The 24,850-nt window shown below is 52.4% G+C and carries 20 protein-coding genes and 1 other RNA gene; 12 read left to right on the top strand and 9 right to left on the bottom strand.

Annotation, left to right across the window (positions count from 1 at the left end; genetic code table 11):
- The first annotated feature begins 389 nt into the window (after positions 1 to 389).
- Positions 390 to 1,541, top strand: a complete 1,152-nt coding sequence (locus ACTHYN_RS13385; protein ID WP_441812934.1) for a glycosyltransferase — start codon at positions 390 to 392, stop codon at positions 1,539 to 1,541.
- 9 nt (positions 1,542 to 1,550) lie between these two features.
- Positions 1,551 to 2,726 carry a DegT/DnrJ/EryC1/StrS family aminotransferase gene (locus ACTHYN_RS13380; protein WP_441812933.1) on the top strand — a complete coding sequence of 392 codons (1,176 nt, stop codon included), beginning with the start codon at positions 1,551 to 1,553 and terminating at the stop codon, positions 2,724 to 2,726.
- Between the two features lie 10 nt (positions 2,727 to 2,736).
- Here the strand turns inward: ACTHYN_RS13380 and ACTHYN_RS13375 are convergent, their stop codons facing one another.
- Positions 2,737 to 4,158: an exosortase/archaeosortase family protein gene (locus ACTHYN_RS13375; protein WP_441812932.1), complete on the bottom strand. Its 1,422-nt coding sequence runs from the start codon at positions 4,156 to 4,158 to the stop codon at positions 2,737 to 2,739.
- A 446-nt stretch (positions 4,159 to 4,604) separates the two neighbouring features.
- Between ACTHYN_RS13375 and ACTHYN_RS13370 the strand changes: the two genes are divergently transcribed.
- The gene (locus tag ACTHYN_RS13370) at positions 4,605 to 5,432 is read left to right on the top strand and encodes a THxN family PEP-CTERM protein (protein WP_441812931.1); all 828 of its coding nucleotides are present in this window, start codon (positions 4,605 to 4,607) and stop codon (positions 5,430 to 5,432) included.
- Between the two features lie 92 nt (positions 5,433 to 5,524).
- Here the strand turns inward: ACTHYN_RS13370 and ACTHYN_RS13365 are convergent, their stop codons facing one another.
- The 8 genes from ACTHYN_RS13365 to ACTHYN_RS13330 all read right to left on the bottom strand — a co-directional run bounded on the left by ACTHYN_RS13365 (position 5,525) and on the right by ACTHYN_RS13330 (position 17,823).
- Positions 5,525 to 6,328, bottom strand: a complete 804-nt coding sequence (locus ACTHYN_RS13365) for a PEP-CTERM/exosortase system-associated acyltransferase (RefSeq protein WP_441812930.1) — start codon at positions 6,326 to 6,328, stop codon at positions 5,525 to 5,527.
- Positions 6,329 to 6,352: 24 nt separating this feature from the next.
- Positions 6,353 to 7,972, bottom strand: coding sequence for an FAD-binding oxidoreductase (locus ACTHYN_RS13360; RefSeq protein WP_441812929.1), 1,620 nt, complete (start codon positions 7,970 to 7,972; stop codon positions 6,353 to 6,355).
- A 320-nt stretch (positions 7,973 to 8,292) separates the two neighbouring features.
- Positions 8,293 to 10,929, bottom strand: coding sequence for a tetratricopeptide repeat protein (locus tag ACTHYN_RS13355; protein WP_441812928.1), 2,637 nt, complete (start codon positions 10,927 to 10,929; stop codon positions 8,293 to 8,295).
- Between the two features lie 51 nt (positions 10,930 to 10,980).
- Positions 10,981 to 12,354: a PEP-CTERM-box response regulator transcription factor gene (prsR, locus tag ACTHYN_RS13350; RefSeq protein WP_441812927.1), complete on the bottom strand. Its 1,374-nt coding sequence runs from the start codon at positions 12,352 to 12,354 to the stop codon at positions 10,981 to 10,983.
- A 102-nt stretch (positions 12,355 to 12,456) separates the two neighbouring features.
- Positions 12,457 to 14,592 carry an XrtA/PEP-CTERM system histidine kinase PrsK gene (gene prsK / locus ACTHYN_RS13345; protein WP_441812926.1) on the bottom strand — a complete coding sequence of 712 codons (2,136 nt, stop codon included), beginning with the start codon at positions 14,590 to 14,592 and terminating at the stop codon, positions 12,457 to 12,459.
- Positions 14,593 to 15,103: 511 nt separating this feature from the next.
- A complete protein-coding gene (locus ACTHYN_RS13340) occupies positions 15,104 to 16,063 on the bottom strand; it encodes an SDR family oxidoreductase (protein WP_441812925.1) in 960 nt (319 codons plus the stop codon).
- Entirely contained in the window at positions 16,063 to 16,878 is an 816-nt protein-coding gene (locus ACTHYN_RS13335) for a lysophospholipid acyltransferase family protein (protein WP_441812924.1), read from the bottom strand. The genes ACTHYN_RS13340 and ACTHYN_RS13335 overlap by 1 nt, the downstream gene beginning before the upstream one ends.
- Before the next feature lie 24 nt (positions 16,879 to 16,902).
- On the bottom strand, positions 16,903 to 17,823 hold the full coding sequence (locus tag ACTHYN_RS13330) for a D-hexose-6-phosphate mutarotase (protein WP_441812923.1): 921 nt from the start codon (positions 17,821 to 17,823) through the stop codon (positions 16,903 to 16,905).
- Positions 17,824 to 17,972: 149 nt separating this feature from the next.
- On the opposite strand from ACTHYN_RS13330, the gene ffs reads away from it, so the two are divergent.
- From ffs to ACTHYN_RS13285, 9 genes are all read left to right on the top strand, one after another.
- An RNA gene (ffs, locus tag ACTHYN_RS13325) (signal recognition particle sRNA small type) lies at positions 17,973 to 18,069 on the top strand.
- 142 nt (positions 18,070 to 18,211) lie between these two features.
- A complete protein-coding gene (gene dnaX / locus ACTHYN_RS13320; RefSeq protein WP_441812922.1) occupies positions 18,212 to 20,059 on the top strand; it encodes a DNA polymerase III subunit gamma/tau in 1,848 nt (615 codons plus the stop codon).
- 4 nt (positions 20,060 to 20,063) lie between these two features.
- Positions 20,064 to 20,387 carry a YbaB/EbfC family nucleoid-associated protein gene (locus tag ACTHYN_RS13315; protein WP_441812921.1) on the top strand — a complete coding sequence of 108 codons (324 nt, stop codon included), beginning with the start codon at positions 20,064 to 20,066 and terminating at the stop codon, positions 20,385 to 20,387.
- Positions 20,388 to 20,420: 33 nt separating this feature from the next.
- A complete protein-coding gene (gene recR, locus ACTHYN_RS13310) occupies positions 20,421 to 21,023 on the top strand; it encodes a recombination mediator RecR (RefSeq protein WP_441812920.1) in 603 nt (200 codons plus the stop codon).
- A 40-nt stretch (positions 21,024 to 21,063) separates the two neighbouring features.
- Positions 21,064 to 22,212, top strand: coding sequence for a ribonuclease D (locus tag ACTHYN_RS13305; protein ID WP_441812919.1), 1,149 nt, complete (start codon positions 21,064 to 21,066; stop codon positions 22,210 to 22,212).
- Positions 22,209 to 22,502 (top strand): YcgL domain-containing protein, encoded by a 294-nt coding sequence (locus ACTHYN_RS13300; protein WP_441812918.1) that lies wholly within the window; start codon positions 22,209 to 22,211, stop codon positions 22,500 to 22,502. The genes ACTHYN_RS13305 and ACTHYN_RS13300 overlap by 4 nt, the downstream gene beginning before the upstream one ends.
- Positions 22,499 to 22,945: a YcgN family cysteine cluster protein gene (locus ACTHYN_RS13295; protein WP_441812917.1), complete on the top strand. Its 447-nt coding sequence runs from the start codon at positions 22,499 to 22,501 to the stop codon at positions 22,943 to 22,945. Before ACTHYN_RS13300 ends, ACTHYN_RS13295 begins: the two co-directional genes overlap by 4 nt.
- A 76-nt stretch (positions 22,946 to 23,021) precedes the next feature.
- Positions 23,022 to 23,288: a hypothetical protein gene (locus ACTHYN_RS13290; protein WP_441812916.1), complete on the top strand. Its 267-nt coding sequence runs from the start codon at positions 23,022 to 23,024 to the stop codon at positions 23,286 to 23,288.
- Positions 23,289 to 23,317: 29 nt separating this feature from the next.
- Positions 23,318 to 24,850: VWA domain-containing protein (locus ACTHYN_RS13285; RefSeq protein WP_441812915.1), on the top strand; the 1,533-nt coding region annotated here is incomplete at its 3' end.

Raw genomic sequence — 24,850 nt, 5'->3', positions numbered from 1 at the left:
TGAAGTAGTCTGAAGGTTGAATCCCATCCTCCTGTCCAGAGCAAGTCAATCATTATTCGTTGTCTCCCTTTGCTCAATGCCTAAGTAAATGTCAGTTGCTGTTACGTGTCGAACAGCGGGTAAACTGGGTCCGCAAAGTGTATTATGTTTGAACCGTATCTAAAAGTATAGCTATATAGCTATAGAGCCGAGTTCTGGTTTCTAATAAACGTCTGAATGGTACCGGGTTTGACTGTTCTGTTGGATGTAACTGCCAGGTTCCCTTCTCAAACAGGGGCGGTGTCCATTCTTGAAGGCGTGCAGCGGTGTCCAGTTTGAAATAGACCCGCCAAGAGAAAACTGTGTGATAGTATTGTCTCCAAGCTTGATTTGATACAGGGAAGGTTTGAATGTTGGAAACGGTGTTTTGGGTTGCGGCGCTAGGGTCTTTGTACAGCTACTTTATTTATCCATTGGCGCTTATGGCGCTGCCAGCCAGAAGAGCGCTCCCGGAGCCTTCTGCAGCCTCTGTGGAAGCAGATGTGCGAACTGCCTCACCTTCAGTTTCTCTCATCATTACCGCACACAATGAAGCCGGGCGAATCCGGGAAAAACTGGAAAACACCCTTGAACTGGTTTATTCCAACCTTGAAATTATCATCGCTTCTGACTGCTCGGCTGACGAAACCGATGATATTGTCCGGGAATACGAGAATAAAGGTATTTTGCTATCCAGAACCACTGAACGATTGGGGAAGGAGAACGCCCAAAAGGATGCTATCGCTATGGCGACCGGAGACATTATTGTGTTTTCGGATGTGGCTACCAGCATTCCGGCGAATGCCATTGATGCGCTGGTTCGATACTTTGAGAACCCTGCGGTGGGGGCCGTGTCCAGCGAAGATGTGTTCATAAGTCGCGATGGTGGTGTCGTAGGCGAGGGCGCCTATGTGAAGTATGAGATGTGGTTGCGTAAGCTGGAGTCTCTGCGGGGTGGTCTGGTGGGCCTTAGCGGGTCATTTTTTGCAGCGCGACAGGTGCTGTGTAAACGCTGGGATATTCATGCTCCCAGTGATTTCAACACCGCTTTGAATTGCGCGCTTGATGGTTACGTGGCGGTGTCTGCCCCTGATGTACTTGGCCACTATCAGGATGTTGCAGACCCCAATAAAGAGTACCAACGCAAGTTGCGCACGGTGATTCGTGGTTGGACGGCGTTGGCCAGGCACCCTGAGGTTCTCAATCCCGCCAAATTTGGTTTGTTCGCCTGGCAGGTGTTCAGTCACAAGTTGATGCGTTGGGCAGTACCCTGGTTTTTGATTATTCTGTTTATAGCTTCAATTATGCTGGCAGGCAGCGGTTGGGTTTACAGTCTAGCGCTTGTGTTGCAGATTGCCTTTTATGGAGTTGTTCTGGCAGCCCACTTCTCGCCAGCCTTGCGCGCGAAAGGCCTTATCCGGATTCCGTATTTCTTTGTGCAAGTGAACTACGCCATAGCCCATGCCACTTTACAATTTATTGGAGGGCGTCGCATGACTGTCTGGTCGCCTTCTCAGCGTTAGGGGTGCAGTTTGGCTCTTTCAAAATTACGGCCGGTTGGTAGTCCGGTTGCTTTGCCCAAGGTGGGTACCGGTAATTCGGTAGCGCCCTGGGCTGAGCAGTACGATTCGGTGTTTGTGAATAGCGGAACGGCTGCGCTATCACTGGCCGTAAAGTTGTCAGTTAATAGACGGCGAGCCTCAAGCAAATCCGAGGTGATACTGCCCGCTTACGGCTGTCCTGATCTTATTGCCGCTGTGGTTGCCCAGGATGCGCGACCCGTGTTGGTTGACCTGGAAGAAGCGCGGCCCTGGATGGATCTTGAGGCTGTGAAAAATGCCATCACCCATCATACCGTGGCCATTGTTGCGGTTGGGTTTCTTGGGATACCGGAACGTTTGTATGCCCTGAAGCACATTGCGGATGCACAGGGAATAGCGCTGATTGAAGACTCGGCTCAGGTATTTCCACCATCCAGTTCCGGTAATGGGTTGGCAGATTACATAGTGCTGAGTTTCGGGCGCGGTAAGCCCATAAATATGATGGGTGGTGGCGCGCTTTTGGTTCGCAAGGATCTTGCCGAGCAGAGCGCCGGCGTGTTGGCGGCTATTCCTGAGGTTGAAGTATCAGCCGGCGCTTTTTGGCGGTTGAAACGCTGGGTGTTTAATTTGTTGTTGACCAGGCCTCTTTACGGGGCAATGGAGCGCATTCCGTTTCTTGGCATAGGACAGACGGTGTTTCACCCGCTCGCTGTGATTGAGCGGCAATCACCTGTTGAAGGACTTCTGGACGCCGGAATGGAAGAGTTTGCTAACCGAAAGAATAACGGCCTCATCTACTCTGAAGCGCTGCAGAAACTTACGAGTAAAGGCTGGGTTAATCTGGCACCGGAGTGTTTCGGTGAGACGGCTCTTGAGGGCTTGTTCCCCCAGCGCCCCGTGTTGTTGCGTTATCCGTTGCTTGCGCCCAGTGGTATGAGCCGAAATACAGCTGTTCTGGAGCTTAATCGTATGGGAATCGGCGCAAGTACTTTTTATGGTGAGGCGCTGCCAGCGATAAGCGGAGTGGAAGAGTTTGTAGATGTCGCAGTGTCCGCATTCCCCCGTGCCTGCGATTTTGCGCAGCACCTTCTTACCCTTCCTACCCATAGCGATGTGCGTATCAGAGATATTGATTCTGTTGCCAGCGCTCTGTCTGAGCGGCAGTAAGCCTGCCAGCTCACTTTGTAAGTTGAATCTTCGTCATGGCCTGCTCGACCTTTTTTATGGCCGGGTTGCAGCTTGTTGCATTGCATTTCACCTGGAACAGGGTAAGGGCGAACTGTTTTTCTTGCGCTAGCATCGCAGGAATCTGCAGCAATTTTGCTTCTTTATAACTCCAACTGCGATGGGAGCCAGTTTGAAAGCGCTGGCCCATGACTACTTGCTTGCGCGTCATTATGTTTCGGTAGATTCTGATTCCGGGTTGGGGCGTTTGCTGTAATTGCCATAGCGACCCATCGAACATCTGTGGCAGGAAGGGCACAAGCTTGTCGCTATAATTGGTTTTTTGGTTTTGTGCCAGCACCACCCACAGGCTGCCTGAGCGCCAGGTTTTCTGGCTCAGGCTCTCTGGCAAATCCAATGCTATGGGCAGGTCGCTCGTTGCCGCGGGCTTGGCTCCGGATAATTCAAGGGCCCATGGAGAAGCCGGCTGGCCAGGGCTTTGTAGTACTGTGAGGGTAACCGGGCCGAGTATCACTGCGATAGCAACAGCGATAGCGCCGGTTTTGGTAAATGCAGAGGCTTTTGAAGCCAGGCTTTTGTCTGATTTTCTTCTGCGAACCGGAGAAAAGTATAAAGCAGGTAAAATAAACACCGCAAAAACGATCCACCCCATGACCTCGTGATCTTCGATCATGTCACTTTGCATGTCGGTTTGATAAGCCACGACAACCAGAATGGTAATGCGCACCCAGTTGGCGATAAGCGCAAGTATTGCGGCGGCCAGCAAAGTGATTGCCCAGTCGCGCCAGCGGTAGTCATTGAGAATAGAGGTCATCATGGCCAACATTACCGCAACGGCCAGATAGCGGTAGCCAGAGCAGCCGCCCACTATCATCAGCCGCCCGTAGGGCAGGGTTATGCTATTGCCCTCAACAAGCGCAGTCATTCCAAACCATCCCACCCAGGTTCCTACAACCAGGCTTGCAAGATCCACCAGGGCCGGAACGATCACGGCTCCAACAGGCAATGAGAGTGATAGCAGGAGAATATAAGGCAGGAATGTTTGTGTTCTTGATAACCCAAGTACAGCCCAGGACGTTGTGATTAGACCCGCAGCGAGCATCAGGTATGTAAGCGTATCTATACGAGCCAGTTCCAGCAGGCCCCAGATAAGAGTTGTGGCAATGAGCAGCGCTGAGCCTACAAGGCGATAAGGCTTGAGCCGTGTTTCATGGTTGGTATGTGCAGGAGGGTGGATCAGTAGCAACCCAAGAAAAATAAAGGCTGTTGCAATGCCATGTGCCACCGACTGGTCAAACCCTAACCAGGCTTCCGCCAACCTGATCCAGCTGGGATAAAAGAGGCCAACAGCGATTACGGTAACGATAAGGTAGGGTTTGGATTGAGGTAGGTTATCTAGTGTCTTCCGTAACATTATTTTCTGCCGAACTGGATATTGTGAGGTGGGCTACTGTGTATGATGTCTACATAAAATTCAAATGCCAAGCAGAAAGCGCCTGCGCTCTGGCCGTCAACATAATTTACGCATTTTGAATTAAAAGTATCGGTTAATCATTTTAGATATATATAAGGCAACTATAAAACAATTTCCTTAAATTTTCTGGTTCTATTTGGTTTGGCTAAATGACCCATTAAAAAAATATGACGCTTTTTGCTATATATTAATCCATTTCAGGTGTCGGAAATATTTACATCTTTATAATATCTTCTACTTTTAATTAGTGATATATTTCTTTAAGTTGTTGAAAGTAAACAATTTTTAAATTTGTGGCATGGTGGGTGCTTTATAGTTCGTAGCGCTGACACGTTAATCCAAACTTTTGCTGAACAGCGCCTAAAATCAAATCAAGGAGAGACATAATGAAGAGCATCCATAAAAAAACGCTTCTAGCATCACTGGTAGTTCCATTTGCGCTAGGCGTTCAGTCCGCCAATGCAGGCCCTGTTACTAACTGGGACTATACCGTGGACAGCTCGTTCACCGATTTTAGCTCCACTGGCGGAAATGCCACCGTTACAGCCTCTGACGATAACCACAAGCTTTCCTGGGGCTCAAATGGTGAGATCTCATCCATCAGTATAACTGATGCATCTGGCAGTGGCCTTGAAACAGGCGGCGGGTATGTATCGGGTGGGACTTTCACTCACATTAACAATGTTATCCTGGCCGCAGATGATTCCTTGAGCAGCTTTGATCTGGAATCGGCGCTGACACTAACGCCGACTGCTCCAAGCGGACCTGCTTATGACTTGGATCCTATCACGTTCGATGGCTTCTTCACTGAAACAGTGAACACCAGTGGAGGCTGCGTTGAGGCGTCTGCCAGCGTCTGTGATGATATCTTCACTCTTGGCAACGTGAACAATGCTGGCTCGAATGTGGTTCAAGACGAGAACGGTAACGATGTATTGGAATTCGGCCAGTCCATCACCCTGGGTGATGGCTACAACTACACAGTATACCTTCAGTTGGCAGGTCTGAACTTCCTGGATGATGACGCTTGTTCTGCAGCAGGCGCTGGCGCAGGGTGTGTTGGTCTTCTGACCGAAGAGAATGAGACTAACACTTTAGATACCAAATTCCGCATTGCCGCTGCTGCGGTACCCGAGCCAGGCACGCTGGCACTGCTAGGCATGGGTCTGGCTGGTCTTGGTCTGAGCCGCAGGAAAAGTGCAGCTAAGGCATAACGTTGGGTTAATAACCTTAACGTTTAGATGATTAAGCTGTTATAAAAGCCCCCGCTCTTGCTAGAGCGGGGGCTTTGTTTTGATGGGCAGGGTTAGGCAACTTGTCTGGCACTTTCCTTACTAGTGCGGCCGCATTTTTCAGGTAAATATTTCCCACCTTCGGTAATCAGTGACCACACATCGGGCCGACGCACTCTTATACGTTCAAGCAGTGACGCAGCGTTGGTAAACGCGGGGCGACGACGGCCGTGATAATCCAATACCGGCCCCACGTGATCAAACTCAACACCAAATCGCTTTAACAAGCGTAGCTGTGACGGCTCCATAACTGCCATCCAGTGGGTTATGTGATGCTTGACTGACATTTTAAGGATAGCTGCAAAAAGCCCTAAACTGATGTAGGGCATGGCCCGCTTGCCATTCTCTGCATCGCTATAGTACGCAGATTCGCTGATGCCAGAGACTGATTTTTCTTCATTGAGGCGTCGCCGGAACTCTCGGCTGACTGCCATTCGGGATATTTCCGCGACCTGCTGACGGTTGGCCGAAGCAAACGCGTTTTGTGCATGTTGGTCCATCTGGCCTATACAGGGTCCCTCCATAGGAAAGCCCGTTTGTTCCGGACCGTCTTTCGCCATAACCAGACGAACAGCGGCAACGCTGTCGCCGGTTATTGTGTGTCGGATTAGCCCATGAACAGAATGTGGGTCATAGATATCGTGCTCGCGTTTATCCGTGAAGCAAGTGGGGTCTTCAAAGGGCCGGTCTATGCAATAAACCTGATACCGAACCTCGAAAACCTCGTTAATGGTGTCTGGAGACTCAGCCAGCTGAACATTAAATACTGAATTGAAAATGCTGCTGACGTTATGGTGAGTTTGCTGGCCTGTTTGCACTTTAGAACCTCATCTGTTCGTTCATTAGATTTGAGAATGGCTGGGTCGGGGCACGTAACGTCCGGGCGCCAGAATGAAGTTAGGATCAACTGCAGCTTTTAGTTGAGTGGTGAGCTTGGAAAAAGCGTTGTCAGTATCAAGAATATCCATCGCGTCTATATTCAGGCGATAGGGCAAAAAGCCTTCCTTTTGCCCAGCTGCGAACAATGCGCGATAACATTCGTTGGCTCGCGTTGTTGCGCTTGCGCTATTGCGATCAAACAACAGAGGCACGGTAGAGTCGAAACATCGATCGTTTACCGTGGTTAAGGTGATGAGCGGGTTGATGCCATACTGGGGGCAAATCCTTTCAATCATATCTATGTACCTGCGAACGTCCTTTCCCCGTATAGGCACCAGTGGTGCGAACCAGATGAGCCCGCAGCCGTCCCGCGCCGGGTTTTTGGCCTGCCCGGCCTCGGGTAGGGTGCCAGAGCGCCAGTAAGCGAGCGCTAGCGCAACGTCATTAGGTGTACCGTGCATGATTTCCAATGCGCCCGAGAGAGTATCTGCCATACCCTTTACCCGTGTTCCCAGCTTGCCAGGTAACATACGGGCAACATTTTGTGCCCAATCGACTCTGCGGCGATTGATAAAAACGAGACGATCGGTTACTGGCCCGAGAAGCCGTCTGAGTGTGCGCTTGGCCGCTTGAGCCACTTCTTTTGAGGCGTATATTGCCCCAACCCCGCTCCAGGCGGGAACGCTATGGCTATTGGCGAGGCGTTTTATTTCCTCAGCAGGAAGCACGCCGTCAACCGCTTTATCTTCCGGGAAAGGGGCCATCATGGAGAGCATGCGCTGGCTGTTGAGAAGATTAATTGCCACAACCGAGCCACTAAGCGCTCGAAGCACAGTTCTGACGGCAGGCACCAGCGCTTCCAGTTTGGCATCGTCTTTTGTTGAAAAGAAAAACGCCGTTACGGTATCTGGCGCAGGGGCAAGGGCGATGGTGATACTTGTAACCACGCCAAAATTTCCCTGGCTGAAAAGTCCGTCCAGGTAGGGGCCCAGGCCCCACTTGAAAAGCCCGTCTATTTCCGTGCCGCCAAGCTGGCTGAGTGGTGTTTGGTAACGGGTACCGTCGGCTAGAATAGCTTCTATTTTTGTTACGGCTGCAAAATGATCGGTAATTGGTGTGATGCCATAGCCTCTCTCAAGCGCATTGCCAAGAACGCTACAGGTAGGGCCTGCGCCTGTTACCGGAACAAGGTAGTCGCCATCATGTCGGTCGAGAAACTCTCTCAGAGCGCCCTGGGTTACTCCGGGTTGAATCGTTACTACGCCCATGTCCGGATCAAAGTCAGAAATACGATCCAGTCCATTCAGATCCAGTATGGCGCAGTTATCTTCAACGGGGTTGGCACTGCCATAACCCCAATTGTTACCGGTGCTTACCGGGTAGATAGCGACATTTTTGCGTTGCGCAACTTCAAGAATGGCTGAAACCTGGTCCCGGGTTTCGGGTCGGAGTACGGCAGGAATAATGCGCTTGGTCCCTATGGTAGAGGCGCCAATATCCTTGGTCTGGGCCGCGTCGACTCTGGTTTCGCCAAGAATGGCAGCCCATTCCGTGATAGCCGATTGTGTTGAGGTGTTGTTCACAGGTGATTCCACGATTGATCTATGGCTTTATGTAAGGGTACGCGTGATGGACAATTACTAAATGGATGTTCATTAATTGCTCAAAAGTATAGTGGAGATAGGGAAAATGGTATATGTCGTATTGCTAATCTTTGTTCTGTTGCTTGGTTTAAAAAAAGCAATTGAAACAAATGGTTGCGATTATCTTGGCGAATTCTTCAGGGTAGAATTATGTTAAATAATGTTAACTGGGTAGCGTTTCACGTTTGATAAGTTAGCTCGAGGCCAAAAAAAACCAGCGATTGCTGGCTTTTCATTTGCAATTCAGGAATCGGGACTTTTCAGAGTGACTTTTTGACAGACTCCAGGTGCGACTCTATTTCTTCGTTGTCCGGATTAAGAGTCAGGGCTTTTTCGATGACCGTTTCAGCTTCAGCATGGTTGCCAGTCAAGTGAAGTATCCAGCCATAGGTGTCCAGAGTGGCGGCGCTATTGGGAGCCAGTTCGTTTGCCTGTTTGGCGAGTTGTATTGCTCGCTCAGAATTACTCTCGCGAAGTATCCAGGCCAGGTTGTTCAAGGCTGCAACGTTGTTTGGTTGTTGTGCCAGAACTTTCTCGTAGTGGCTTGCTGCGGCTGTTTCCTGGTTGCTGGTCATTAGCCACTCTGCTCGTGCCAGCTGCGCTGCCAGGCTTTGTGGCGCCTGGTTAAGCCAGTCTTCAGTTAAGGTATCTACCGAACCTGAGTCCTGTGCTTTGGCTAGCCTTATAATGGCGGGCATTAATTGTTCGTTATTTGTTTTTTGCCATTGTTCAGAAAGGTATGTGTAAGCAGCATCTGGCCCTTTTTGTTGGCCAAGTAGCTTGGCCCGGGCAAGCATGGTGGCACTCACTTCGCCATGAGTCTCTTCTACAGCATCCAGTGCCGAAAAGGCATCGTCTATCTTGCCTTCCATCTGGGCAATCTTCACCGTGAGTAGTGAGAGCGAAAGGTTATCGGGCTCGAGGGCAGTGGCTTCGGCTGCTTTGGTTCGGGCCTGGGCCCACTCTTTATTGTCTGCGGCCAATTGAGCTTCCGCCAGTAACAACCGGCCATAAACGCGCGTGACGACCGCAGATTTGGCATCCTTCCATTGTTCAAGCACTGCACGTGCTTGTTCCAGGTTGCCTTCACTGATATCAATCAGCGCTATCAGGGCAGCGGTATTACGTTCGAGCTCCGAATGGTTCTTGCCAACGTCCACCAGCCAGGCTCTGGCTTCTGCTGGCGTGTGGTTCTGCATATAGATGCGGCCAGCTTGCTGGAGCGGGCTGATCGAATCAGGGTTGACCGATGCGGCATTTATAAGCAATTCAACGGCTTGCTCACTCTTCTCAGATTGAGCATAAAGGCTGGCCAGCGCAACCTTTGGAGCTTGCAGCTCTGGTTCTTTCTTCACAAGCTCTTCTAGCCGGGCGGTCGCCTTATCTATGTTGCCCAATTTGGTGTCCGTTAGGCTTGCAAGCAAAATAGCGCGGGGGTAATTGCTGTAGCCGTTGATGAGCGAGTCGCGAATCTCAGCTGCTTCTTGCTTCTCTCCTTTCTGGAGCAATACGTTTAAATAGGTGCTTGTAGTAGCCCAGTCTGCGGGGTTGGCGGTAAAAGCCATGCGTAGCTGCGCAAGTGCCTGTTCTGGTTTGTTGTCCTGCAGGTAGTGCTTTGCCAGGGCAAGACGAAACCGGGTGCGGTCCGGGGCTTGGCTAATGGCTTTGCTAAGGCTGGTGATGCCGCTTTGTTCATGGCCAGATAAGCTGAGGGCGAGAACGCCATGCATGGCGAGAAGCTCGCTATCATTGGGGCGGGCTTCTATGGCACGGGCCAGGGTTTTTAGAGCGGCCTCCCGCTCCCCAGTATCAATTTGTGCCATGGTGGCGGCCCGGATAAACTGGGTAGGTGTTGTTTCCGGGTCCAGGTTTTCTGTAAGTAGCTGGGTACCTTTTTCCAACTCGCCGGTACCGGCGGAAACTGCCCCCAACATCAACGCTATTCTTTCATTGCCAGGGTCCAGCTTGAGAGTATCTTGTAGAACCGTCTTTGCTTCTTCAAAATTTCCATCCTTCAAAGCAGTAACGGCTGCTGCCGCTTGATCTCTGGCCTCGGTATTGGTGTTTTCTGCCAGCACCCGATTGTAAATCTGTGCTTCGGACATTTTGCCTTGCTCTGTCAGTACCTGGGAGAGCGTGGTCAATACGTTACGGCGTATGGGGAGGAGCATGTCCGATGTTGGTAGCTCACCAACAGCATCGGTGAGTGTTGCGGATGACTGTTCCAGATGATTCAGGCGATATTCAGCCACTCCTTTCCAATAAAGAACCTCCGGAGCTTGCTCATTTTTTTCAAGCCAATCGGTGGCGGTGTTTACGGCCTTTGTGTTTTGGCCGAGGTTGATTTGGGCTTTAAGGGTTCCGGCGATTGCACCTGTATTTTGGGGGTTGTCGGCGGTTAGGTCTTCATACAGCGCCAGTGCCTCGGGAGCTTCGCCTGATTTACGCAGTGCCTCTGCGCGGATCAGGGATGCTTCCAGCTGCGCCTCGGGTGAGCTGGGGGTTTGCAGGGCCAGTGTTTCCCTCGCCGAGAGGTGCTTGCCCTGTTCTACGTATGCCCTGGAGAGAAGAAGGGCGACGGCCTCTGGCTGTTCTTGCAACCAGGGTTCAAGCAAATTAGCTGCTTCCTGAGCGCCGCCGACCTGCAGATATAATTCTGCCAGACGTACAACATGCTCCACGTTGTCGGGGTCTTTCTGTATGGCATTTTTGACTTCAAGCAGAGCAGATCGAAACTGCCCCTGCTCCGAGTAGGTTTCTGCCCGGGATAGGTGGGACAGTGCTTCTGAGGATTCTGAGCCACTGCTGCAGCTTGTAAGTAGAGGTGCACTCAGTAATAAGCTGCTTGCAAGCATCAGCCCGGGAAGCGACTTGATTATAGTTTGCCTTGCTGTCATGTAGATCCTGCTCCTTGAGCTGTTTGCTGTCATCGCATGTCTGGAAGTTGCTCAGGTTTCCGGAGCGACTGCCGATGTATCGATTCTGTATTTGTCAGTGAGATTATAAAGGGTGGGGCGGGTAACACCCAGTAACCTGGAGGCCTGTGTCATATTGTAGCCGCTGGTTTGAAGTGCCTGGACAATGGCCTTGCTTTCCGCCTGCTCGCGAACCTGGCGGAGGTTTACGTGGCTTACACCGGGTTGTTCGCATGTGGGAAGGTCCAGGTCGTCACTGGAAATTCGCTTGCCATCAGCCATGATGGTGGCCCGCTTCACTTTATTGATCATCTCGCGCACGTTGCCAGGCCAGGGGTAGCTGTTGATGGCGTTTACGGCATCGTCAGAAAACGTGAGGTTTTGCCTGTCCATTTGCTTGCCAAGGGTTTTTAGCAACGATTGGGCAATAACCAGGGCATCTCCCTCCCGCTCTCTTACGGCGGGTACGTTGAGGGTGATTTCGCTTAGGCGGTAATAAAGGTCTTCGCGAAATTCACCACTTGTGATCAGGTCTGTGACGTTGCGGTGTGTAGCGCACACAACCCGCACATCCACGGGTACAGGTTTTGTTGAGCCAACCCTGTCTACCAAACGTTCTTGCAGGAATCGCAGTAGTTTGGCCTGGAGGGGCATTGGCATGTCGCCAATTTCATCAAGGAAAAGGGTGCCGCCGTTGGCACTTTCAATTTTACCTTTCTTGGATTGTGTGGCGCCTGTAAAGGAGCCTTTCTCAAAACCGAATAATTCACTTTCAAGCAGGTTTTCGGGAATGGCTGCACAGTTAATGGCTGCAAACGCATTGTCAGCCCGTGGGCTCAGATCGTGTAATGCGCGGGCAAGAACTTCTTTGCCTGTTCCGGTTTCACCGGTTATCAGTGTGGTCACATCTGTGGGTGCGACTTTCTCCAGGGTGCGGCAAAGTGTCATCATTTGGGGGCTTGCGGCAATAATGCCCTTGATGTTCGTGCCGTTACCCTGGTGCATCAACTCCTGATTTTCACGTTCCAGTTCGGCAAGCCGAAAGGCTCGGTTGACGACAAACGATAGAATGTCGGCATCCAGCGGTTTTTGGTAGAAGTCGGAAGCACCCATGCCAACCGCCTTGACGGCGTTTTCTTTGTCTTCGCGGCCAGTAACCACAATAATCTTGGTTGCAGGCGCCAGCCGAAGAATTTCTTCCAAAAGTACAAAGCCTTCCGTTGCACCGCCCGGGTCTGGAGGCAGGCCAAGATCCAGCGTAACCACCTCAGGCTCTTCACGCCGGAGGGCTGCAAGGGCGGATTCTTTGTCTGAAGCAACAGTTACTTCCAGATCCTCGCTGAAGCACCAGCGCATTTGGCTTTGCAGGCCAGGATCATCCTCTACGATTAGTAGTCGTCTAGTCACAGTGGCAACAAGTCCTTTGTTTTAATATTCCGGTACATTTGATTCTTAACTGAACACTGGCGCTTTGCAATGATCGGGTTGATAACAGTGCAAATGCGCCATTTAATTGGCAACTTCTTTCCGGCCAGAGGCGCCCGTAAGTGAACCTTTTTCATGGTGTGCATAGCTATAGGCGTGATTACCCACAATGGGAATGCGCACCGAAAAACAGGAGCCTACGCCAGGTTCGCTTGTGGCATCCAGCGTGCCCCCAAGCTTTTGAATGTACTCCCGGGCTTGATACGCCCCAATGCCCATACCCGTAAGACCTTTGGTACTCTCAAAAGGTTTAAACAACCGGGTATTGATAAACTCTTCTGTCATGCCGGAGCCGGTGTCCTGAATAAACAGCACCACGCTACCCTTGGCCACTTTAACAGACAATGTAACCTCGCCATCAGGTGGTGTTGCGTCTTGGGCATTTTGGATCAAATGGCCGAGCACGCTCCTCAGTTGTTCAGGGTCAGCATTGACCATTATTGGGTGTTCTTGCCTTGCCAGGGCAGGGGCAGGCTGTTGCCGGTTATAGTGCTCCAGCAAGTTGGTTATAAGAAGGGTCAGGTCCAGAATTTCAGACTGTTCCTCGGCGTCGGCGGAGGGCTTGCGAATATGATCCACCAGATTGGTCATCTTGCGAACGGCGTGGTCTGTCGTGTTGATCATGTCGTCTATAAACGCTGGGTTGTTTCTGTGTTTTTCGGCGTTATTTACGAGCAGGGAGAGCTGTGCAATCACGGTTTTCAGGTCATGGACCAAAAAGGCAGAGGCCTTGCTCACCGCTTCAAATTGCATGGCCCTGGATAGCCGATTTTGAGCATCTGCCTGCGCCAGCAGGTTGCAGGTTTGGCGAGCGACCACTTTGATCAGATCAAAGTTTTCCCAGTTCAGGTCTATTCGTGCGTATGGGCGGCCTATCATCGCAATGCCGTAGAGCGTACTGCCAAGATAAAGTGGAATCACAAGCCAGCCGCCCGGTGTTTTGGCAATGGCCTCGGGGATTTCCAGAAGGTCGTAGCAAAGCGGGTCGGCCTTGTATTCATCCAGGTTTACGATCCACTCTTTTTCATTGAAGAAGTGCACCAACTCGGCATCTTCGTCAATCATGGTGTACTTGGGGGTGCTGAGATTGGTGGATTCTTTCAGGGTGTATGACCCTTGTTCGCTTTTCAGCCAAATAGCGCCGGCGTTGCTTTCTACCAAACCCGAAAGTATGCGAATAGCCCGCTGGGGAAGTGGGGGTTCATCACTGAGGTCTGAAAGCTCTTTTGTAAGTTTTAGCCATTCTTCCCGGTAATCGTATTTATAGTCAAAGAAATTTTGGCTGATTAAAACCATGAGCTTGGCGCGTATGCGCCTGGAAAGCACCAATGTGGTCAGGAAAACCAGCGCTACGCTTGATAACAATACCTGTAGGGCTTCCCCCCAGTTACCACCGAGTATACGTATGTAATAGCCGCTTACCGAAAGCAGCAACAGGTACCCCCCGGCGAATACCAGTGTGCCGGCATGAAACACAGCGGAGCGTGAGAGTTGGAAGTTGATAGGCTGCTTGCGGGTGTTAACCACGTTTATGGCAAACAGAGGTACCAGTGCCGCGTTTACGAACCCGCGGGCGTTCCAGAATGAATCTGCAATGCCACCGAACAGCAGGGCATCGGCGTACATGAGAAAATCAAAGATGAAGATGGTGGCGGTGCCGATACACAGGTATTTCATGCTGGCACGGCCAAAGGCGGGGGCGTTTCGCCAGATTTGTTCCACCAGAGACAGGCCAAGGACTGACAAGGCAATCTGACCAATAAGCTTGGTTTTACCGCTTACCAGCGCTACATCAAGTACAAACTCCAGACAGACCAGGGTGGTGAGTGTCAGGAGCAGGCCGGTTGTCGCGATGCCGAGTAGTTTTTTTAGCTGCCCTTTCAGTCGACCCTGGCGAACCGTATCCCGCAGCATGGCAAACAGCAACAAAATCCACGCGGCGCCCCGGAGTAACTCCAGCAGATAGCGAGTAAAAAAGTTGGGCAGCCCCCAAAGACTTTGGGTGACAAGGCTGGATGCCCACAGCGCGGTAACCAGCGCGGCAAAAAAAAGCGCCCGATCTATGTCGCGCCGTAAATAGCGCGTGCCTACAAGCACCGTAAGTATTGTAAATACCGCGGCCGCGGCGCCGTGGCTAATCACACTCAAATCTGGAAGCATGCAACCTACCTATTCCGTGGACAGGTGTAGTGTGCTGCGGGCAGTCGCTCGGTGCAACTGAAAGAAAAGTTAAAGTGCGGCAGCAGCCCTAGTGTAGCAGATTTTATGTCGGTATTTATTGCAGTAATTGCTGCAGTTTTGAGTGCGGGCGGTAGGCTGTTTCTTTATTTTGTTGATAAATAAATGGTTTTTTAGAGTTGGTTTGGCAATTTCTGTGGGGTGGTATGTTCGCGGGCAATGTGGCCGCGCTTCCAACAGTTGACCTGGACTACCAGAAATCCGTGTATAGTTTCGATAACGACAATTTGAATGATTCGAATACGAATACATCCTGTAACAATGTTAATGCAGGCCTCTTCAAGCTTTTTGCACCGATCTCGGTGTTAATCCGGATCAAAGCAATACTACCTGTACGCTGAAAGCCGCCAGTGACTTTTATCCAGGTAGCGGACGATTTTGTAGCGGCCTCCACCCTGGCCGACAACTGGTTTGCCGGGTTCTGGTCAGGGCGTTAAAGCGGTGTCTTGTTGTCCCGGTAAAACCGGAAAATTTCTTTCAGCGGTCGCTTGGGTTGAAACCCGAATTCGTTAACAAAGGCTCGTCCATCAATGACGACAGGGTATTTGAAGAACCCCATAAGATGCGCCGGGAAGCTTTGCTGGCGAAGTGTGCGCAGCAGTAATCGTGGCACTATGGGTGGAATGGATGGCAGTGGTATGCGTGCGCAGCCGCAGAGCTTTAGCGCTTTCTGGTAGGCCACCCAGTCGTCTGGTGCCACGTTGAACACTCCCCGCGTTGATTTTTTGTAAGCCAGTGCAATGGCTTCTGCCATGTCGTCGATATGAATAAACTGCATCATGGGCGAGAAGCCTGCAAGCATCGGGGTGCGTTGGCTGGACAGCAACCTGCTCATGGCGTTGCGCACACCCGGGCCAACAATATTGCAGGGGCGCAGGATTGAGATATTCAGTTCCGGGTAGCGCCAAAGATAGATGTTAGCCAGGTTTTCGAGCTCTACAGAATCTATCAGATCGGCACTCAGGCCGGCACTTTTCAATGGGGCAGATTCGTCGATAAGTGCCGGGTTGTAGGCCATGGCTCCGTATACATGGAATGTGGACAACACAATAACCCGGCGAACACCGTATTTGTGGCTCAGATCAAGCAGCTTTTGTGTGCCCAGAACGTTGGCATTGTAGCGCCGCATTCGGGTGAGTTGGCTGGAGCTGATCCGGCCCATGTGAATAACGCCATCAAACCGGTAGCGGCGAAACAGGTCTTCAAAGCTGCGGTGGTTGAAATCGATACAGTGGCTGGGGATATCATCGCCAAGCAAAGCCTGCTCACGGGCGTCTACTGCCACGAGGCTGCAGGTTTCCCGGAGCTGTTTAATTACCTGTTGAGCCAGAGCGCCCACGGCGCCGGTTATCAAGACACAGGGTTTGCTTTGTTTGTTTTTTTGAGCAGTCATCAAAACAGCCTTTTTCGTTCTTTTAGTCCTTTAGCGATCAGGCGATCGATTTCACCTTTCACCTGCTCAACGCGCTCATTTATTTGTGCGTCCGGTATATCTTCGCTATTAAAATACATGGGCGGGCCGAAATTCAGGTGAACCTTGGCGGGCAGGATCACAGGCATTGCCAAGGGGACATAGGGTAGCCCCAGACTTTTGGCCAGAGGTTTGATGTTGGCGATGGCAGGAATGGTTTCTTCGCAGCCGACAACACCCACAGGCACGATGGCAGCATTGTATTTCATAGCCAGGTGCATGAAGCCCGGGCCAAATCGCTGAAGCTTGTAGCGGTCCCGGTAAAGTTTGCCGGAACCTCGCACCCCTTCAGGGAACACGATAATGGCTTCTTTATTGGCAAGCATTCTGGCGCAATTAACCGGGTCGCCCAGTGCAGCCCCTACCTCGTTTAAAAAATTACCGAGCCAGGGGACAGTAGGAAAGAAGCGTTCGATCATTGCCCGGGGGATTCGTGGGCTTTTCTGGCGTGAAGCCAGGGCGTAGCCCACGAGTATGCCATCAATGGGAAGTTGCCCGCTGTGGTTTCCTACGATGAGAACCGGGCCCTCTGCGGGAATATGGTCCACACCCTGTGCCTCTACTCGAAAGTATTTTTCGTAGATCAGCTTTGCCAGTGAAAACGCGTATTTGACCGTATTGTTGTTGTAGCCCCAAGGGTCGTATCCCAGTGAGCCTATCGGCTTCCGGATACAACCAATATGTTCGTCCAACTCCTTTGAAGCCAGCCGGGATTTCAAAAACGATACCAGGCTCATGTGCACTCCCATGTTAGTCTGCGGTCAGCCACGCCCGATCAAAACGCCCAATGTGTGGCTTTGGCCTGCATTAAGCACGTGATAATCGCTGGCTGCATTGGCAGTTTCGACACAGAGCATTGTCTGCCAGGCAGGCTCTGGAAAATCGCTTAATTTAGCGGCCTTGTATGGGCCGGGGTTCCATATAACAGTGGAGTCGCTGCCAACCCCTGTCAGCTTTCGGGTTGTATCTGGAGTTATCACGGTCAGCGGTTCGCCACTTTCGTATATTCGGTCTGTTTCGCCTTCAAAATACACAGGGCCCTCCTGGGCCACATATTGCCAATCTTTCAGGGTGTCTATGTAGTGACTGTAGCCCAACCCCAGCACTCGTGTGCGCAAAATATCCTGGGTTGGAAGGTATGTGTGCAGGGCCTGGCTATAGGCGAGGGGGGCGCTGCCAAGGTTGGTGGTGGTAAGTGCAAGCCGGCAGCCGCGCACTGTAAAGCTGAAGGTGAGAAGAGCGATGGCGTGGCCGTTCCACACGTCGGAAAAGTCCTCATTGGCATCCAGGGAGAGGCAAATTTCGACTTCATGGGCGCTTTCGTTTACATCTTCCAGTTTCCACAGAGTGGTGCGGGCGAACCCATGGGGGCTTTGGGTTTTTATCCGCTTGCGTATTTCCGGCGCGTTGCGGGCCGGGTCGCCAAACCATGGCCAGCATATAGGGATACCACCGCGAATGGCTCTGCCTGGAGCAAACCGGGCTGTGGGGCTTAACCAAAGCCAGTCTGGCTCGTTTTTGGGAACAAATCGGACCAGGTGCGCGCCTTGCAGAAAAATTGTGGCCTGGAACAGTGGGTGGTGAATATCCAGCGCCTCCAGCCTTTCAATCGTCTTCCAGCGGGTAAAAGACCACTGGCCAGGGGAGAGTGAGAGAGATGGTTTGTTGCTACTTTCAGACATGGCGCCGGTTCCGTTTTTGCGTGTATCTGCTTCACTATATAGTACTCACGGGCGGGGTTGGTGGAATTGACGTTGTAGTCCGCAAATCCTTTTGTTAATATTCGCGCCGCTTTCAGGGATATTGTTCTGAAACGCCGTTATGGTGGTCCCATTGGTGCCTCCGCAACATGAAGCCGCGAACCCGGTCAGGCCCGGAAGGGAGCAGCCGCAGTGGTGGAATTGTGTGCCGGAGTGTCGCTGGTGGGGCCACCCCCAGATTTTCTTTTCTGATGTCTCTTCTTGTGTCTTTCCAAGCTCTATCCCCCACGACCTAAAAGTACCTTATACCTTCTTATAAAACCGCGCCCATGCTATGGTTGCAGGCGTTTTTCTCAGCAGTTGGCGGATCATGAGCTACCAGGTACTTGCCCGTAAATGGCGCCCCCGCACCTTTGAAGATATGGTGGGCCAGGAACACGTTCTCCAGGCGTTAATTCACGCGCTGGACAACCAGCGTCTACACCATGCCTATCTGTTTACAGGCACCCGCGGCGTGGGTAAAACCACCATTGGGCGCTTGCTGGCACGCTGTCTTAATTGTGAAACGGGTGTTACGTCTCGCCCCTGCGGCACCTGTACGAATTGCCAGGAAATCCAGGAGGGGCGTTTTGTTGATCTGATTGAGATTGATGCTGCGTCCCGCACGGGTGTCGACGCTATGCGGGAGCTGACTGATAACGTTCAGTATGCCCCTGCACGCGGCCGCTACAAGGTGTACCTCATTGACGAGGTGCACATGCTTTCTACTCCCTCGTTTAACGCGTTTCTTAAAACCCTGGAAGAACCACCAGAGCATGTGAAGTTCTTGCTGGCGACGACGGACCCCCAAAAACTGCCCGTTACTGTGTTGTCCCGCTGTTTGCAGTTCAATCTCAAGCGCATGACGCCAGAACATATTGTAGGCCACTTGACCAGCGTACTGACGGCTGAGCAGATTCCGTTTGAAGAGCCCGCGCTCTGGCTGCTGGCCCGCGCGGCCGATGGCAGTATGCGTGATGCGCTAAGCCTCACTGATCAAGCGATTGCCTTTGGTAACCAGAAGCTGGCCGCTCGCGATGTAAGCAGTATGTTGGGCACCATTGATCAACGGGATATCGAGCGGATTGTTAGCTCGCTGGTGGAGCGGGATGGTCCGGGTTTGCTGGCCGAAATAAGCCGTATTTCGGATTTTGCGCCGGATTACGGCGTTATCCTTTCGGATCTGTTGTCGCTGTTTCACCGGGTGACTATGGAGCAGGTGGTTCCGGGCAGTGCCGATAATGCGCTTGGCGATGCGGCACAGGTGCAGTCGCTTGCACGAAAACTTAGCGCGGAAGACGCACAGCTCTTCTACCAGGCCGCTCTTGTTGGCCGTAAAGACCTTGCGATTACTCCGGATGCCCGCATGGGCTTTGAAATGACCTTGCTGCGCATGTTGGCCTTCCGTCCTGGTTCTGACCGGCGCGCGCCTCCGGTGGTAAGTAATGCCGGGCCAAAGGTTGATGGCAGTTCCGGGATTGAACCTGAGCCTGCCCCTGCGCCTTCAGAGGCACCAACTGCCGCCAATGTTAACGAGCAGGCCCCGGCGGAAGAGTCGCAGCCGGCACCGCCCTGGGATCCAGAGCCTGAGGTTGAGTCAGCGCAGGAGCCAGAGCCAGTGCCTGAGCCTGCAGGTACAGATCTTGCCCCCGAACCCCAGCCGTTGCCGGAGACCGCGCCGACGGTTGATGAGCGCCCGGAGCCGCCCTTGGCCGAGCCAGCTCAGGAGTTGGCAGAAGCCCGGGCTGAGTCGACGCCTGCTCCATCCCCGGATGGGCAGTTTGTCTGGGAACGAGATTTTCGAAGCCTGGGTATTGTCGGTATGCCGGGTAATCTGGCCAGCCACAGCACTATGTCCCGTGCGGGCGATGTCATCACATTGTTTATTGATGAAGGCCATGCCCGGCTACTGAATGCACGGCATGAAGAAAAAATTCTGGCTGCCTTGAGAAATCACTTCGGCGACGCCATTCAATTAAAGATAGAGCAGGGCGATGCCGGGTCACATACTCCGGCTGCTTATGAAGAGCGCCAGCGCAAAGCTCGACAGAGCGCGGCGGAACAATCAATCCGGAATGACCCGCTGGTTAAGTCCATTGTTGAACGGTTTGAGGCAAGGGTAGTCGAAGACAGTATAAGGCCCGTAAGCAATCAGTCAGCAGAGCGAAACAGGAGATAAACGCATGATGAATAATATGGGCGACATGATGAAAAAAGCCCAAAAAATGCAGGAAGATATGCAGAAAGCCCAGGAAGAAGCCGCAAAAGCCGAAATTACCGGTGAGTCTGGCGCGGGCTTGGTAAAAGTTACCATGAACGGTCGTCATGATGTGCGCAAAGTAGACATAGACCCTTCTTTGATGGCCGAAGAAAAAGAGGTTCTCGAAGACCTGCTGGCGGCGGCTATCAATGATGCTGTGCGTCGTGTGGAGGCAAACCAGAAAGATAAAATGTCCGGCTTGATGTCTGGGATGGGCATGCCTCCTGGCTTCAAGATGCCGTTTTAAGGTTTTTTTGGGATTGTAGTCTGAGGATATTTCATGGCGTTCAGCCCGCTGGTTGATGAACTTGTAGAATCCCTCCGGTGCTTGCCGGGTGTTGGCCAGAAAACCGCCCAGCGCATGGCTTTTCACTTACTTGAACGTGAGCGCACGGGCGGGGCCCGGCTTTCCGGCGCGTTAAGTAGCGCCATGGATGGTGTTCGTCGCTGCGAGAGTTGCCAAAATTTTTCCGATACCGAGGTGTGCGGGATTTGTGAGAACCCGGCCCGTAGCAACGGTACACTCTGCGTGGTGGAAAGCCCGTCGGACCTGCTGGCTATTGAACAAGCCGGGGACTATAAAGGCAGCTATTTTGTACTGATGGGGCACCTGTCTCCTATTGATGGCGTTGGCCCGGAGGAGATCGGCATAGAACGGCTTCTGCGCCGGGTGCGCACGGATGGTGTCACCGAGCTGATTTTAGCGACCAACCCAACGGTGGAAGGCGAAGCAACCGCCCATTATATTTCGGATCGGCTCGACGGTTTGAACATCCTCATTACTCGCCTTGCTCACGGTATTCCTGTGGGCGGCGAGCTTGGCTACGTCGACGGTTTTACGCTCACCCATGCGTTTCGCGGCAGAAAACCTCTGCTGGATTAATATCGCACATGCGCCTTTAGGGCGCTTAACTGGCTTTTTTATGACACTCCCTTTGCCTGCTATTCATGTTCCGCCGGCGCCCGAAATCATTCATTGGATTGTACAGCCAGGTGAGCTGGATGCCTGGTTGGATAGCAACCCGGGGCAACCCCTGGTGCTGGATACAGAGTTTGAACGGGTAAATACCTTCTACCCCATTCCCGGGCTGGTTCAGCTCGGGCTTGGTGATTGTTTTTGCCTGGTAGACCCCGGGGTGGCAGAGCAGTCGGCGCGTTTTCGAGAAGTTATCGCCGATTCTGCTACCACTAAATTGCTGTATGCCATGAGTGAAGATCTCGAGTTGTTTCGGGATTGGCTTGGCATACACCCGAAAGGCGTTGTCGATTTGCAGATTGGCGCTGCGATGGCGGGAGCTGGCTTTTCGCTGGGCTACGCACGGTTTGTGGAAACATTATTTGGTGAAACCCTGGATAAAACTGTCACCCGTTCCGATTGGATTTCCCGGCCATTGAGTGACGCGCAGCAGCGTTACGCAGTTGACGACATACGTTTTCTTGCACCCATGTATGAGTGGGTGATGGCCCACCTGAAGGAGCGAGAGCTTGAAGCGGCGTTGGTGGAAGAGTCTGCCCGGTTTGCTGATGAGCTAGCAGGGCAGGACAGCGAAGACACTCATTACCTTCGACTTCGCGGAGGCTGGGCTTTAACGGCTCAGCAGCAACTCGTGCTGAAAAAGCTAGTGGCTTGGCGCGAGTTGGAGGGGAAGGAGCGGGACAGGCCTCGCGGCCGTGTGCTTGCAGACCCGCTACTTATTGCTATTGCCGATCAACTTCCAGGGTCTGTGAGTGAGCTTTCAAACATTCAGGGCATTCCGGCGGGTGTCGTGCGGCGATATGGCCAGGCACTGCTTGAGATTGTTGAGGCCGGTTGCACCGCTGACTCTTCCGGGCTTGAGTTGATTGCGCCGCCCTTGACCCGGGATCAGCAAATGAACTTCAAGGAGTTGAAGCGGTTTTTCAGGAAAGCTTCAGAAGATGCTGATATACCTGTTGAATTGTTTGCGCCAAGAAAGCGTCTTGAAAAAGTTATGCAGGACAAAACCCTGGCCTATAGCCCGTTTTTCCATGGCTGGCGCGCCAAACTATTAGAACCTGTAATGAGCGATATTGAGGGTTACCTGAAATCATGAAAAGCCGGGAGTTTGTATCCGTTTTTCGAAGCAGCAAGAAAAGCGATACCTATATATTTGTGCGCCGCGGGCAGGCATGGGAAGAGCTACCCGAAAGCCTGAAAGCTGTTTTTGGCAGCCCTGTTCATTCGATGGATTTAATCATGACGCCAGAGCGTAAGCTTGCCAGAACGACTGGAGAGCAAGTGCTGATGGCCATTGAAGAGAAAGATTTCTTTTTGCAGATGCCGCAAGAGCAGGATGCTTACGTTATCGATTTCCGCACCAGGCCAGGGTTAAGAGAGTCATGATTGCGCAAATTCCGTTCTGGCAGCGTAAGCGCCTGAACGAGATGACTCCCCGGGAATGGGAATCCCTGTGTGACGGTTGTGGCAAATGTTGTTTGAACAAGCTTGAGGACGAAGACACCGGGGAGGTTTACCACACAGACCTGGTGTGCCGTTACATGGATAATGACACCTGCCAGTGCACAGTTTATCCGGAGCGCCTGCAAAAGGTACCCGGCTGCACAGTGCTGACACCGGATACGGTGAGCGATTACCATTGGCTGCCCCATACCTGTGCCTACCGCACGCTGGCGGAGGGCAGGCCGCTTGCCGATTGGCATCCGCTGCGAAGCGGAAACCCGGAATCAGTGCACGAGGCCGGGGTTTCAATACGCCACAATGTGATCCATGAGGATCAGGTGGCTGAAGATGACTGGGAAGAACATATCATTCACTGGGTTCTTTAATGATCGAAATTGACGCACAACACGCTTACGGCCTCTTCTGGGCGGCCTACATCATCGCTTTTGTCGTGTTTTTTTCATGATGAAAAAGCTATTCCGCTTTTTGCCGTTATACGGCGTGCGCACGATGCTGCTTGCGGCGTTGGTGGCGTTTTTACTGACACCTGTAGAGTCGCCCGAACTGGCGGGCTGGTGGATTCCTGCCTGGCTGTTCGGCGGCTACGAGATGATTCTGGGTGATGCAGATGACGCCGGCCGGGCATGGCTCAACCTGGGTATTGGCGGCATTGCTATGTTGCTTGTCTGGATTCTGGATATGGTGCGTTACCGCTTAACCAAACGCTGAGACCCACACACTTTTTTTTGAGAACAACAATGCCGAAACTTCTCACGCTGGTTTTGTTCACGGCTTTCTGGCTGCCTGGAGTGCTGTTGGCCCAGGAAACCACCAAGCTGACGCTGCCGGAGCAGGCAGATGTTCGGATTGTTGTGGATATTTCCGGATCCATGAAGCAGACCGATCCGAACAATTTGCGCCAGCCCGCTGTTCGGCTGTTGGCCAGAGTTCTTCCCGAGGGCAGCACCGCCGGTGTCTGGACCTTTGGCCAGTATGTGAACATGCTTGTGCCCCACGGCGAGGTGAACGAATCCTGGCGTGAAACGGCGGTTGATCGCTCTGAAAAAATCAACTCTGTGGCGCTGCGCACTAACCTCGGCAAAGCCATTGAAGTCGCCAGTGATGACTACGTAACCGGTGGCTCCCTGAAGAACAGCCATTTTATACTGCTAACCGATGGTAAAGTGGACATCTCTGACAGTGCAGAGGCTAACCAGGCAGAAGAGCAAAGAATTCTAGGCAAAGTGCTCGAAGATTTGGCTGCCCGAGGCGCAACATTCCACCCGGTTGCGCTGTCGGGGTTGGCAGATGCCGGTTTCCTGAAAACCCTCGCTGAGGAGTCTCGCGGGAGCTATCGACTGGCGGACACGGCTGAATCCCTTAATCTGGCGTTTCTCGATGCCCTGAATAGCGCAGCGCCCCAGGCGCAAATTCCGCTTGAAGGCAATACCTTTACCGTGGATAGCGGGGTAAAGGAATTCACAGCACTGATTTTTAGTGACCAGTCAAAGGCTGGTGAGGCGACGCCCGCGCCTCCCTTGGAACTGATCCGCCCAGACGGTAAACCTCTTGTTCAATCCGCATCGCCAGACAATGTTCGTTGGGCGCGCGAAGCTGCCTACGATTTGGTAACCATTACCGGGCCAAAAGCGGGAGAATGGCGCGTAAAAGGCGAGCTGGGCGAGGGTAGTCAGGTTACGGTTGTCAGTGATTTAAAAATGGTGGTAAGCCCTCTGCCTGCAACCTTTACTGCGAAATCGCCGGTAGACGTGAGCGTTGCGTTCTTTGAAAAAGCAGACAAAGTGACCAACCCGGAGTTTCTTGATGTAATAAGTGTAAAGCTTAGTCTGACCTCCGAAGACGGCCGCAAAGGCAGCAAAATGCTCTCAGCCGATGAACCGCCCGCCGATGGTGAGTACGCAGACACCATCAGCAAACTGCCAGCTGAGGGCTTATACCGGATAGATGTTGTGGCAGATGGCCAAACGTTTGCTCGCAAATTCAGTGCAACAACGGAATTTGTCGTGCCGGCAGGCATGAATGAGTCAGGCACGAGCGCGCCGATTGATACCCGTGTGGCGGAGCAGGTACCGGACTCTTCCAGACCTTCAGAGTCCGAACCGGCGGTAAAAAGCGAGCCTTTGCCCGCTGAACCGATAGATACCGCCCCTGCAGATCAGGAGCCTTCTGCCAGTAAAGAACCTGCCCAAAGCAAAGAGCCTTCAGCTGAACACGAGCCTTCAGCTGAACAAGAGCCCTCGGCTGAAAAAGATTCCTCAGCCCTGCCTGTA

This window comes from Marinobacter sp., assembly GCF_052091845.1.
Taxonomy (GTDB): Bacteria; Pseudomonadota; Gammaproteobacteria; order Pseudomonadales; family Oleiphilaceae; genus Marinobacter.
The sequence above is the reverse complement of the archived record's forward strand: the minus strand, read 5'-3'. Positions and strand labels throughout refer to the sequence as shown.

Coding starts and splice junctions, on each gene's coding strand:
- ACTHYN_RS13385 (WP_441812934.1), top strand. CDS start 390: ATGTTGGAAACGGTGTTTTGGGTTGCGGCGCTAGGGTCTTTGTACAGC.
- ACTHYN_RS13375 (WP_441812932.1), bottom strand. CDS start 4,158: ATGTTACGGAAGACACTAGATAACCTACCTCAATCCAAACCCTACCTT.
- ACTHYN_RS13370 (WP_441812931.1), top strand. CDS start 4,605: ATGAAGAGCATCCATAAAAAAACGCTTCTAGCATCACTGGTAGTTCCA.
- ACTHYN_RS13355 (WP_441812928.1), bottom strand. CDS start 10,929: ATGACAGCAAGGCAAACTATAATCAAGTCGCTTCCCGGGCTGATGCTT.
- prsK (WP_441812926.1), bottom strand. CDS start 14,592: ATGCTTCCAGATTTGAGTGTGATTAGCCACGGCGCCGCGGCCGCGGTA.
- ACTHYN_RS13340 (WP_441812925.1), bottom strand. CDS start 16,063: ATGACTGCTCAAAAAAACAAACAAAGCAAACCCTGTGTCTTGATAACC.
- ACTHYN_RS13335 (WP_441812924.1), bottom strand. CDS start 16,878: ATGAGCCTGGTATCGTTTTTGAAATCCCGGCTGGCTTCAAAGGAGTTG.
- ACTHYN_RS13330 (WP_441812923.1), bottom strand. CDS start 17,823: ATGTCTGAAAGTAGCAACAAACCATCTCTCTCACTCTCCCCTGGCCAG.
- dnaX (WP_441812922.1), top strand. CDS start 18,212: ATGAGCTACCAGGTACTTGCCCGTAAATGGCGCCCCCGCACCTTTGAA.
- ACTHYN_RS13315 (WP_441812921.1), top strand. CDS start 20,064: ATGATGAATAATATGGGCGACATGATGAAAAAAGCCCAAAAAATGCAG.
- recR (WP_441812920.1), top strand. CDS start 20,421: ATGGCGTTCAGCCCGCTGGTTGATGAACTTGTAGAATCCCTCCGGTGC.
- ACTHYN_RS13305 (WP_441812919.1), top strand. CDS start 21,064: ATGACACTCCCTTTGCCTGCTATTCATGTTCCGCCGGCGCCCGAAATC.
- ACTHYN_RS13300 (WP_441812918.1), top strand. CDS start 22,209: ATGAAAAGCCGGGAGTTTGTATCCGTTTTTCGAAGCAGCAAGAAAAGC.
- ACTHYN_RS13295 (WP_441812917.1), top strand. CDS start 22,499: ATGATTGCGCAAATTCCGTTCTGGCAGCGTAAGCGCCTGAACGAGATG.
- ACTHYN_RS13290 (WP_441812916.1), top strand. CDS start 23,022: ATGATGAAAAAGCTATTCCGCTTTTTGCCGTTATACGGCGTGCGCACG.